The organism is Brevibacterium sp. CFH 10365, assembly GCF_009299785.1.
Classification (GTDB): Bacteria; Actinomycetota; Actinomycetes; order Actinomycetales; family Brevibacteriaceae; genus Brevibacterium; species Brevibacterium limosum.
On the sequence record NZ_VIGO01000005.1, the window covers coordinates 387,517 to 399,750 of the forward strand.

Annotated in this window: 8 protein-coding genes; 4 read left to right on the forward strand and 4 right to left on the reverse strand. The window is 65.6% G+C overall.

The window, feature by feature from the left end:
• The first annotated feature begins 32 nt into the window (after nt 1–32).
• On the forward strand, nt 33–890 hold the full coding sequence (locus FHG09_RS12610; protein WP_152347995.1) for a PHP domain-containing protein: 858 nt from the start codon (nt 33–35) through the stop codon (nt 888–890).
• Between the two features lie 122 nt (nt 891–1,012).
• Here FHG09_RS12610 and FHG09_RS12615 read toward each other — a convergent pair whose 3' ends face one another.
• Nucleotides 1,013–2,533 carry a DEAD/DEAH box helicase gene (locus tag FHG09_RS12615; RefSeq protein WP_152347996.1) on the reverse strand — a complete coding sequence of 507 codons (1,521 nt, stop codon included), beginning with the start codon at nt 2,531–2,533 and terminating at the stop codon, nt 1,013–1,015.
• A 60-nt stretch (nt 2,534–2,593) separates the two neighbouring features.
• On the opposite strand from FHG09_RS12615, the gene FHG09_RS12620 reads away from it, so the two are divergent.
• Nucleotides 2,594–3,226 (forward strand): ferritin-like fold-containing protein, encoded by a 633-nt coding sequence (locus tag FHG09_RS12620; RefSeq protein ID WP_152347997.1) that lies wholly within the window; start codon nt 2,594–2,596, stop codon nt 3,224–3,226.
• A 126-nt stretch (nt 3,227–3,352) separates the two neighbouring features.
• On the opposite strand, the gene FHG09_RS12625 is transcribed toward FHG09_RS12620, so the two are convergent.
• Complete coding sequence (locus FHG09_RS12625; RefSeq protein ID WP_152347998.1) at nt 3,353–3,574, reverse strand: DUF3107 domain-containing protein; 222 nt, start codon at nt 3,572–3,574, stop codon at nt 3,353–3,355.
• Between the two features lie 120 nt (nt 3,575–3,694).
• Complete coding sequence (locus tag FHG09_RS12630; RefSeq protein WP_227492744.1) at nt 3,695–4,288, reverse strand: TetR/AcrR family transcriptional regulator; 594 nt, start codon at nt 4,286–4,288, stop codon at nt 3,695–3,697.
• 115 nt (nt 4,289–4,403) lie between these two features.
• Here FHG09_RS12630 and FHG09_RS12635 point away from each other — a divergent pair, with 115 nt between their 5' ends.
• On the forward strand, nt 4,404–7,694 hold the full coding sequence (locus FHG09_RS12635; RefSeq protein WP_152347999.1) for a PD-(D/E)XK nuclease family protein: 3,291 nt from the start codon (nt 4,404–4,406) through the stop codon (nt 7,692–7,694).
• Nucleotides 7,694–10,873, forward strand: coding sequence for an ATP-dependent helicase (locus FHG09_RS12640; protein WP_152348000.1), 3,180 nt, complete (start codon nt 7,694–7,696; stop codon nt 10,871–10,873). Before FHG09_RS12635 ends, FHG09_RS12640 begins: the two co-directional genes overlap by 1 nt.
• Nucleotides 10,874–10,875: 2 nt before the next feature.
• Here FHG09_RS12640 and FHG09_RS12645 read toward each other — a convergent pair whose 3' ends face one another.
• On the reverse strand, nt 10,876–12,120 hold the full coding sequence (locus FHG09_RS12645; protein WP_227492745.1) for an aminoglycoside phosphotransferase: 1,245 nt from the start codon (nt 12,118–12,120) through the stop codon (nt 10,876–10,878).
• Nucleotides 12,121–12,234: the final 114 nt, after the last annotated feature.

Genomic DNA, 12,234 nt, shown 5'->3' on the forward strand with positions numbered 1-12,234 from the left:
GTCGGAACGACAGATGCAGATAGACTGTGACCATGGTCATCGATCTCCATGTGCACACCGCATTCTCGGACGGGACCCAGACCCCTTCCGAACTCATCTCAGAAGCCTCGATGGAGGGCATCGACGTCGTCGGCATCACAGACCACGACACCACCGCCGGCTGGACGCTTGCCGAAGACGCCGCCCGCGTCTACGGGCTCGGGCTGGTCCGGGGAATGGAGATCTCCTGCCGCTACGAGGGGATCAGCGTGCACCTGCTCTCCTACCTCCACGACCCGTACGATACTGGACTGGCCGAGGTCGTGCAGGAGACGAGGCGGGCCCGTCTCGACCGCACTCACCTCATCATCGAACGACTGGCCGAGGACTATCCGATCGACATGGATGCGGTGCTCTCGGTCTCCGGCGAGGACGCCACGATCGGCCGTCCGCATATCGCCGATGCGCTTGTGGCAGCCGGTGTCGTCGACAACCGCACCGAAGCGTTCTCGTCGATTCTGTCGAGCCAGGGCAAATACCATGTATCCCTGCCGACGATCGACCCGATCACCGCGATCGGGCTCATCCGGGAGGCCGGGGGAGTCTCGGTCTTCGCCCATCCGCGTGCGGCCATGCGCGGTCGGGTCGTGCCCGATTCGGCGATGACCGAATTCATCGCCGCCGGCCTCGACGGACTCGAAGTCGACCATCGGGACAACCCGCCGCAGGAGCGTGAGGCGATGCGGCGTCTGGCTCATGAGCACGATCTCATCGTCACCGGGTCCAGTGACTACCACGGCACGGGCAAGCCCAACCGCCTCGGCGAACACGTGACTTCAGACCATATGCTCGCGAAGCTGCTCGACCGGGCCGCCTCACGGCCGCGCGGGGTCGACTACATCCAGGGCTGAGGTCAGCCGCGGCACTCTGGGCGGGAACTTCGGGGGCCCGTCGAATCCGGCAATGGACGAACGCAGGGCTCCGACCGGTCGGTCGGAGCCCTGCGTTCATGCTGTGTGCGGAATCCTGCGCCTCAGTCCTCGCTGGAGTCGGAGGCGGTACGGCCGGCCCGACCGCCCTGTGCGCGGTTGACCGGATTGCCGCCGCGGGTGCGGCGACGCGTGCGCTGGCGACGTGGTTTGCGGCCTTCTTCACCGGAGTCGGAAGAGGAGTCTCGACGTTCGGATGAGCCGCCTCGGCGTGAATCGGAACGGCCGCGTCCGGAACCACGGTCGGATCCGCGGCCCTTCCGCTCACCGGTGCTCTTCTCGCCTTCGCCTTCGGCGTGCTGGCGCGGCAGGCGACCCTTGGTGCCCTTCGGGATGCCCAGGTCGGAGAAGAAGTGCGGTGACGTCGAATAGGTTTCGGCGGGTTCGTCGAAGTCGAGGCCGAGGGCCTTGTTGATGAGACGCCAGCGCGGCATATCATCCCAGTCGACCAGGGTCACGGCGACACCGGAGTTGCCGGCACGACCGGTGCGTCCGATGCGGTGGACGTAGGTCTTCTCATCCTCGGGGCACTGGTAGTTGACGACATGGGTGACATCGTCGATGTCGATACCTCGGGCGGCGACATCCGTGGCCACGAGGACGTCGACCTTGCCGTCGCGGAAGGACTTCAGAGCCTTCTCACGCTGCGACTGGCCGAGATCGCCGTGCAGGGCCTTGACCGCGAATCCACGGTCTTCGAGTTCAGCTGCGAGCTTGTCGGCGGTGCGCTTGGTGCGGGTGAAGATGATCGTACGTCCGCGGCCCTCGGCCTGCAGCATGCGCGCGACGAGCTCGGATTTGTCCATCGAATGGGCTCGGTAGACGAACTGCGTCGTGTTCTTCCCCGTCAGCGTCAGATCCTCATGATCCTGAGCACGGATATGAGTGGGCTGATTCATGTAGCGGCGGGCCAGGGTGATGACCGCGCCGGGCATGGTGGCAGAGAACAGCATCGTCTGGCGGTGAGCGGGCACCGCGTTGATGATCTTCTCCACATCGGGCAGGAAGCCGAGATCGAGCATCTCATCGGCTTCGTCGAGGACGACGGTACGGACCCGGTGGAGCTTGAGGATCTTGCGTCCGTAGAGGTCGAGGAGGCGACCCGGTGTGCCGACGACGACGTCGACGCCGGACTTGAGGCGGTTGATCTGCGGATCGAAGTCCATGCCGCCGTAGATCGTCATGATGTCGATATCGCGCTGCACCGAGGCGGTGACGAGATCGGCTGCGACCTGCTTGGCCAGTTCACGGGTGGGCACGACGACAAGCGCCTGCGGCAGCCGCGGCTCCTTCGAGTCTCCCCAGCTGTCGGGGGTCGACTCGGGGTCGGAGGTGACCGAAGAGTCCTCGGTCTTGCCGACGACGCGTTGGAGCAGGGGGATTCCGAAGCCCAAGGTCTTGCCGGTGCCCGTCTTCGCCTGCCCGATGATGTCGGCGCCCGACAGTGCCACGGGCAGCGTCAGCGACTGAATGGGGAAGGGATGGGTGATTCCTGCCGAGGCCAGCGAGGCCACGATCGGTCCGGCGACTCCCAGCTCCGCGAAATCCGCTTCTGTCTCCGCCATATTCCAAACTCCTTTTAGCGCGTATGCGCTTGTCATGGTGCGAACCGGTAGTCTTGAACTATGCCCGATTCTGTCCCATTGGCCGGTACTGATGCTGCGACGCTCGCACTTCTGGCGTTCGGCGAGCTGACCGGTTTCGAACGTATGGCCACAAACGCGACGACCGCAGCGGATCTGGATGACAAGGTCATCCTGGCGCGGCTGGCCTCTCAGTCATTCGCGAACTTCGAACAGCTCTCACAGCACATTGATCAGATGGGCCAGGATGTGATCGAGCTCTGTCAGCATTTCGAACCGACCTTCAGCACTCTGGCTGAAAGGACTCGTCCTCGCGACTGGTACGAAAGCCTCATGAAGGGATTCGTCTTCGACGGAATCATGAATGATTTCTACCGCACGGCGGTGGACGAACTCGCGGAGCCCGGATACAGCCTGGCTATTGCAATTCTCGATGATACACGGGCCAGCGAATATGCGCGCAATCGTCTGACATCCGAAGTGGCCGTCGACACACAGCTGGCTTCGCGGCTGGCGCTGTGGGGTCGCAAGCTCGTCGCCGAGACCCTGGGACGGGCACGCAGTCTGCTCACCGACCCGTTCCTCGGCCTCGACGAAGACCTCGTCGTCGAGCTGATCCCGGCGGTGACGTCGAATCACTCGAAGCGGATGTCGGCGCTCGGTCTCGTCGCCTGAGTCAGAGCCTCTCCGACTGCATGGGCAGTCTGTCGGGCCGGCCGCCTCGGGGCTGGTCTGTCCACGGTCGATGCAGAAGGGCCCCGGTCACGATGACCGGGGCCCTCATCAGCTCAGCGGCGCTGCTCAGGCGCTGAAGCCCACACGCCGTGCTGACTCGGCACCGATTTCGAGGTAGCCGAGCGAAGCCGAGGGGACGAAGACCTGACGGCCCTTCGTATCAGTGAAGGTCAGCAGTCCCTCGGACTGGATCGTCTCTTCGACACGAGTGGCGAGTGCCTTCGCCTCTTCGTCCGTTTCGAGGACGATCTCGCGCTGAGTCTGCTTGACGCCGATCTTGATTTCCATGGTGCTCCTTGTGCCGATGCTCGGTGACCGATGACGGATTGGACTGTGTTCAGCTTAACGTCCGCAGGCACGGGATTCTTCCCTGCAGATTCCGCTGTGGGCTGATGCCCTCGTGAGACGTCAGCGTTCGGAGAACGACCGCAGGCCGCCCCAGCTCATCTGGGTGAGCAGTTCGACGGCCGTGTCGACGTCGATTCCGCGCTGTGAGTCGATCTGCTTGACGACGACTTCAGCGGTGCCGATGAGGGCCCGACACAGCAGCTGCGCCTCATCGTCGGTGAGACGGGCGAAGTTCTGCAGAGCGGAGACGACACGTGTTGCCGAACTCTCGCGCAGTGCGCGCAGCTTCTGTTCGGCCTTCGGCTCGTAGACGTCCGAATTGAAGATGATGACGAACTCTTCGCGGTGTGAGACCACGAAGTCGAAATAGGCGCGGTAGGTCGCGTGGATCTGCTCATGCGGATCGGTGGTCGACCCCAGGGCCTCGGCCAAGCGTGAGTCCAGAAGCGCCGCCGATGAATCGATGAGCGCCAAGTAGAGGTCCTGCTTGGAATCGAAGTGCTGATAGAGCACGGGTTTGGACACACCGGCTGCCTCGGCGATCATGTCCATCGAGGTCGTCCGATATCCACGGGTGGCGAAAACGGAGCGTGCGACTCCCACCAGTTGGTCGCGGCGCTGGTCACGGGGCAATCTCTGTTGTGGACTCGACATTCTTCAATGCTACGCGAAGACTGGCCTCGCACCGGGCATCCCGCCGCGTGCACCGGCGACGCGCCGGTTCCGATCTCGAACAGGCCATGTCAGCGGGCCGTGATGGAATACGAGTATGGATGAGACGACGCAGCGAATGGGCAGCACCCTGCTCTCCGGTGACTGCCTGAATATCATCGGCCGGCCGGGAACCGGGAAGACGACTCTGCTCGAGTCGCTCTATGCCCAGCTGGTGTCGACGATCGACCCGGCGTCCGTCCTCGTGCTCACTCCCGATCGCGACCACGCCGATGTGCTGCGCAATCGTCTCCGGCTGCCCGCTGATGCGGTCCTCTCGTCCGCTCCGGCCCGCAGCCTCGCGTCCTTCGCGTATGGGATCGCCCGCGCCGCACACACGACGCGGACCGGGGAGGACCTCGAATTCATCTCCGGGGCCGATCAGGATGTCTTCCTCGCGGATCTCCTCGCAGGTCACGAACTCGGCCGCTCCCATGGCCCGGCGTGGCCGTCGGAGATCACCGCAGAGGTGCGCTCGACCTCGGCGTTCCGCACCGAGGTCCGCGACGCGCTCAACCGGGTGATGGAATTCGACTTCGGAATGCGCACGCCCGGCCCATCGCCCGACTCTTCGGGCGAGCACGTCTTCGATTTCGGCCGCAGCGCCCTCGACCGTGTCCTGGCCGACGATCCCGATCCGCGGTGGCAGGCCGTGGCCGAGGTCCTCGACGAATATCTGGGCATCATGTCCATGCCCGGCTATGGGGGCGTCGACTCCGCGACGGTGCTCGCCCTCGCCGCCTTCGAGATCTTCCGTGAACCCGCCGAGGTGACTGCGGGCAGATCGTGGACCTTCGCTCCCGACCGGGTCCCCGCCGTGGTCCTTGCCGACGGCGTGCAGGACTTCCCCGCAGCCAGTTGGGGAATCCTCGAGCAGCTGCGTGCCCGGGGGAGTGCGATCGCTCTGTTCGGATCCCCCGAAACGGTGATCGGGCGCTTCCACGGAGCCGACGCCTCGATCATCGACCGGGCGATCGCCGATGCCGATTTCGACACAGTCGTCCTCGACCGCCTGTGGGATGTCGATCCGGCATTGGCCGAGGTCATCGACGGATTCGGCGCCCGAATCACCACACGTTGGTCGCTCGGACACATACCCCGTCCTCGTCCGGCCACGGCAGAGGCTCCGCCTGCGACCTCGGTCGAGACCTCAGCGGCGGCATCACCCGAGACTCCGTCGGCCGCCTCGGTCGAGGCTCCCGTGGAGACGCATGTGTTCGAAGGCAGAGCCTCCGGACACCGATATCTGGCCCGTCGCATCACGAACTTCGTCGAACAGGGCCATTCCTGGTCCGACGTCGCTCTCATCTGCCGCAACTCGTCGAGCGCACGCACGATCGCCAACGAGCTGCGAGCCTCCGGCGTCTCCATCGCCACTCTGATGCAGCCACTCAACGTCGACCCTGCGACCGCACCTCTGTTGGACCTGCTCTCGGTCACTCCGGATTTCGACGATGACGAGGCGATCGCGGAACTCGCCCTGTCTCTGGCAGGCAGCATCTACGTCCGCCTCGACCCCGTGCAGATCCGTCGCTTCCGACGCACAGTGCGCAAACGGTTCCCGGCGCCCAGCAGCACGGCCTCGCTGGCACAGGCGCTGCGCAGCCCCATCGACGACTCCGCGCCACAGGGACTAGCCACGATCTCACGGATGCTCCACGCCGCGGCCGAGGCCGGCACCACCGACCCACACCAGGCATTGTGGAGCATCTGGGACGCGGCAGGGGTCGCCGAGAAGTGGCAGGCTGAGGCCCTGCGCGACCCCGAATCGGTGACCAACGGCTACCTCGATTCGGTGCTGCGACTGTTCGCACTGGCGGAGAAGATCTCCGATCGCGGCGGATTCACCGCCCGCTCCTTCGCCGGAATCGTCGCCGAGCAGGACATCGCCCAGGACTCCCTGGCCGATACTGCCGGAATCGCCGACCATGTCCGTGTGGGCACCCCGTCCTCGCTGGCCCACGTGCGTGTGCCGCTGGTGATCATCGCCGAGGTCGACGAAGGCGTCTGGCCGAACCCGAAGCTGCGCGGAAGCATCCTCGGCCTCACCGACCTCACCGCGGTGCTCGACACGGGTGATTCGATCACCGGCGACCCCGGTTACCACGCACACGCGAAACGGACGAACCTGCGCGAAGAGGGTGAGCTGTTCTTCACCGCGCTCAGCCGGGCCCAGGAACGGGTGATCGTCACCGCCGTCACCGATGCGGATACCGAACCGTCCCCGTTCTTCGACGTGCTCGCAGCCGGAACTGCCAAGGGCACCGAGGCGGCCGACGGGTATGCGATCACACATGAGGACGAACTGCCTCCGCTGACCCTGCCGGAGATGGCCGCTCACGCCCGCGCCCGTCTGCTGCTGACAGCTGCGGCCGCAGATGTCGACCCCGAGGGAGCCGCGGCAGGGCACACCCTAACTGAGGATTCGGAGAGGCCTGCGACTCCGGACCCGGAGACACAGTCGTGGGCGGCGCTGATGAGGGCTCTGGCGGACGCCGGCCCGACTGTCGAACCACCGAGGCAGTGGCGCGAGGCAGAGGACATCACCACACACGAGCCGCTCTTCACGGATTCCGATACGGTCCGTGTCTCACCCTCCCAGGTCGAAGCATTCACCGACTGCTCTCTGCGGTGGTTCCTCACCCGCAACGGCGGTGACCGTCCGATGTCGACGGCACAGAGTCTCGGAACCATCATCCACGCGGCCGCCGAGAACTATCCCGAAGGCCCCACCTCCGCGATCCGCAGCTTCGTGGAGGGGGAGTTCGCGTCCCTGGAATTCGACGCCGAATGGGAGCGCGAACGCGAATTCGAGGTGGCGATGAGCATGGCCGACCGCCTCGGTGACTACATCAAGACGACCCCGGGCCGCCTCGTCGGCGTCGAAGCGCAGGTCTATGCCGTCGGCGTCGACGCAGACGGACGCGAGTGGAAGGTCACCGGCCGACTCGACCGGGTCGAGGAGGTCGAGGGCGGGCTGCGCATCGTCGACTTCAAGACCGGGAGGAACGTCGTCGCCGGCAAGGAGATGGACCGGCACGCCCAGCTGGGCGTGTACCAGGAAGCGATCAATTCCGGCACCATCAGAATCGGGGAAAACCAGGACCTCGACGCTCACGCCTTCGGCGCCGAACTCGTGTTTCTGCGCAAGTCTGCCCGGACAGTTCGGGAACAGCCGGCGCTGGACGTCGATGAGAATCCCGGATGGGCGCGAGAACTCATCGACGACGTGTCCGGCAGGATGCGTGCCGCGAGCTTCCCCGCCCGGGTGGAACCGCAGAAATGTCAGTCCTGCCCCGTCCGGTCCTCGTGCCCGGCGATCGGTCCGAAGATGTTGGAGGAGAACTAATGCGCTTCACTGCCGAGCAGCTGGCCGAACTCACGGCCGCCGATCCCGCCCAGGCGTTTCCGCCCAGCCCGGAGCAGCGGGTGATCATCGAGGCCGACCCCGCACAGGCGATGAAGGTCACCGCCGGGGCCGGCTCCGGAAAGACCACCGTCATCTCGCAGCGTGTGGTGTGGTTGGTGGCGAACGGGTTCGTGTCTCCCGAGGAGATCCTCGGGCTGACCTTCACCCGCAAAGCCGTCGGTGAACTCGGCGGACGCATCCGCGTGCTTCTGTCCCGGCTGCGGCACAAGCTCGGACACAGCCAGGACCTCTCCCTGCCCGGTCTCGACAACCCCACCGTGTCGACGTACAACTCCTATGCCGCCTCGATTGTCAGCGAACACGGTGTGAGCATCGGCATCGAACCCGAAACGGTCCTCCTCGATGACGCCGCGGCACACACCATCGCCGGGGAGCTCATCGACTCCACACCGCCCGAGGAGATCCCCGGAGACTTCTCCCGCGAGACGATGATCGCCGACGTCATCGCCTTGGCCGGGCAGATGAACGACCACGGTCGAGATGTCGACGAAGTCACCGTCTATCTCGAGCAGTGTCTGGCCGCCCTGGTCTCCAGCAGAGGCAAACCCGTCGATCCCAACGGACGACGGGCGAAGCTCGAAGCGAAGATCAGAACGGCCCGACTGGCTGATGCCTATATGCGGGCCAAACGACGCAACCTGGCCATGGACTTCTCGGACCAGGTGCGATTCGCCCAACGCATCCTCGACGAGGTGCCGGCCGCAGCCGAAGCCGAGAGGGCCCGATGGAAGATCGTCCTCCTCGACGAGTTCCAGGACACCTCGGTGGCTCAGCTCAAGCTCCTGCGCGACCTCTTCCACTCCACCGCTGTCACCGCGGTCGGCGATCCCCGGCAGGCCATCTACGGATGGCGCGGTGCCAGCGCCGACAACATGATCCGGTTCTCCTCCGACTTCCGCGATGTCGCATCCCTGTCGCTGAGCACGAGTTGGCGAAACGACCGTTCGATTCTGCAGGTGGCCAACCGCATCGCCGCTGGACTCGACGACAGCAGCGAGTCCCCGCTGTCGGCTCGCGATGCTGCCGGCGACGGCGAGGTCAGCGTCGAGATCAGTTCGGGAGCCTACGACCCGGATTTCCTCACGACCGGACTGCGCGCCCTCACGGAATGGTTCCACACCATTCCCGCAGGCTCGTCGAAAGCGGTGCTGTGCCGCAAACGTGCCCATTTCGCACCGGTCGCGGCAGCTCTGGAAGCCGCCGGGTTCGCCGTGCATGTGCATGGTTCCTCCGGGCTGCTCACCGACCCCTTCGTCGCCGATCTGCGCGCGGTGCTCACTGCCGCGGTCGACCCGATGGCCGGCGACGAGGTCATGCGGCTCGTCAGCGGACGGATGCTCGGCCTCGGTGCCGGCGACATCGCCGGACTGCAGTCCTTCACCCGCCGTCAGACCGAGCGGCGAGCCTCCGAGAGGTCCGAACCCGCCACCGAGGAGGTCATCGCCGAAGCCATCGACCAGGCGACGATCGTCGAAGGCCTCGATGAGCTCATCGAGGTGCAGCGAACCCTCGACCAGGGTGCGCGGACAGCTGCGGGCAGGAGCCTTGTCGCCGACTATCGGCAGTCCGGGCTGAGCTCAGAGGCGCTGCACCGACTGGCCCGGCTGGCTCGTGCGCTGCGCGCCACCCGGTCGGGCACGGGCACCATCTCGTCGATCATCCGCACTGCGATGTCCGAGACCGGTATCGACTCGGACATCTGGGGACTCAGCGATTCGCTGCGCAATCTGCACAGGGCTTCCGTCGATGCATTCCTGTCCGCGGCCAGCCAGTACTCGACCACCGACGACAAACCCTCGATCACCGGGTTCCTGTCCTGGCTCAGGCTCATGGAAGCCCGTGATGCGCTGAGCGTCGCAGAACCGACGACGGCTGCCGACGCGATCAATATCATGACCGTCCACGCCTCGAAGGGGCTGGAGTTCGATGCCGTCGCCGTTCCCTCCCTGGTGGTCAAGGACTTCCCGACCGAACCGCGGGACAAAGAGGGGTGGATGGACCGCACGGCGCTGCCGTACCCGCTGCGCGGTGACCGCGCACATCTTGTCGACTTCGACCTGCGGGAAGCCGAATTCGAGACGAAGAAGGCCCTGGACGAGTGGATCGGTGACTTCATCCGCCCACAGATCGCCGACGCGCATGTGGGCGAGGAGCGGCGTCTGGCCTATGTGGCGTTCACACGCGCCAAGAGGCATCTGTGGCTCGGGGCGGAACTGATGGGATCGCGCACCGTCCCCGACGACCCGTCGCCCTTCCTCACCGAAGCGATCGAAGCCTTGGGCATGGAAGTCGAGATCCCGGAGCCTGCCGACGAATCGGCAGAGGACCGCGTCGAGATCACTCCATGGCCGGTGCCGCGCACCAGGCAGGTCGCTGCCGCACAGCGCGCCGCAGACTGGGTCGAGGCGAGCCCGGAAGTCGGCTTGGCGTCTCTGGCCGAGGTGCCGGGAGTGATCGGACGCTACGCAGCGCAGGCCCTGCGCATCGGCGACCGGCCCGAGACCGTGACCGCAGCGGCGATGCCCGACCGCCTCTCGGCGACGGCCCTGGTCTCATGGCGGCGTGACCCACAGAGCTTCCGCACGCAGACCCTGCGCCCGATTCCGACGCCGCCGAGCCGGGCGGCCGAGATCGGCACGACCTTCCACTCCTGGGTCGAACAGCATTTCGGTCAGTCGAGCATCGACATCGGTGAAGACCAATCGGTGCGACCCCTGGACGCCGCCACGATCGAACGGCTGCAGGCGACATTCTCCGCCTCCGAGTTCGCGACTCGGCGAGCAGACCATGTGGAGATGTCCTTCGAACTCGTCCTCGGCAGATTCCGGGTGCCGGGGAAGATCGATGCCGTCTTCATCACCGGCGACCATGCCGAGGTCGTGGATTGGAAGACCTCGAAGAAACCCGATGCCGCGGCGCTCGAGGTGATGAAATGGCAGCTGGCGCTCTACCGGTTCGCCATCCTGCGGGTGCATCCGGAGATCACGAAGGTGACGGGAACGTTCTACTTCGTCGGCAGCGATGAGGTCGTGCAGTTCACCGATCTGCCCGACGAAGCCGAGGTCATCGAGTGGTTGGAAGCCAACGACGTCGGCTGAGATCAGCGGATGCGGCCGGTCTCTTCCCCGCCATCGGAAGCGTCGGAGTCGCGAGTCGGCTCGGTCGACACATGCGATCCCGGTTCGGAGTCGGATTCCGAACTGTCGTCCGGGGGAGCATCAGACGGCTGAGCCCGGGGAATGAACACATCGGGCGCTTCGGTCTCCGTGATGGCGGCTTCGACATCGGGAGAATCGGTTCCCGTCGCCGCAGTCGCCGATGCCGGATCGCGAGAGGCTTCGCTCGAAGCGGGAGGGCCCTGTGCTTCGTCTCCACGGTCGACAGCAGATTCCGCGGCCGAGCTGGGAGCGGAGGCTCCGGCGGCAGTGCTGCCGAACAGGACCTCATCGAATGAGCTGAGGAGCTCGGCGGCATCCTCGACGGCCGTCTCGTCCCCGGAGTCGACAGCTTCGAGCAGCCAGTCGAGCACTGCGAATTCTGCCAACAGCTCGGCACGGGCGATGACGTGCTCATCGGCACGGGGCCGGGAGTTGCGATATTCCTCGTAGAAGGTCGGCAAGGCAGCGGGATCGATCAGCGCCGAAGCCGCTGCCAGGTCGATGGCCGGATCGGCGACGCGAAGACGACCGATCTCGGCCAGAGCGAGCACCCGCTCCTGATCGGTATAGACGCTCGTCTCATCGAGGGAGCCGTGGATGGGTGTGGCGAGGAAATGCCAGAGCGCGACCTTCTCGAACTCCTCTTCCCAATGCTGCAGCAGGGACGACGGCACCCGTCCGGTGCTCGCTGCCTGATCGAGGCGCTCGAGGATGAGGAACTGTGACCGAGAGGGATCCTCCACCGGGAAACCCGCATCGGAGACGGGCTCGGGTGCCGCCGAATGCAGAGTCGCCAGAGCCTGTGCCAACGAGCTGGCCCGCGCGGTGTCGGCGATGGGGACGTCTCCCAGGGGCGCGCCCGGAAGAGGATCGGACAGGGTTACGGTCGTCGGGGATTCAGTATCGAAGTAGTCGCCGTCCACCTCGGTGATGGCCCGCAGGCGGGGCCACGTGAAGTCCGCGTGCGGGTACATGGTCTCGTAGATGCGCCCCGCTTCGGCGGCGGAGCCGATGTCTGCGGTCCGATCGAGCTGGGTCTGAGCCGTTGCGACGAGCTGCTGGTCGTCATTGCCGAGCAGGACCCGGACTCCGGCGTCCAGGGACGGCAGGGGAGTCCATTTCGTCGGGACGAAGCCGTCGAGCATCGTCGCCGCGATCGCAGTCAACTTGAGCGCCTTGTTATCCACCTTCCCCAATCTACCGTCTGGGTTCCGCTGAGACACGGGACTCGCCGTCGAGCGTGTCTGCCGAGCCGGCTTTCGGCTCCGGTCGGGGAGACGTCGGCCACGATCGCCGTGTCA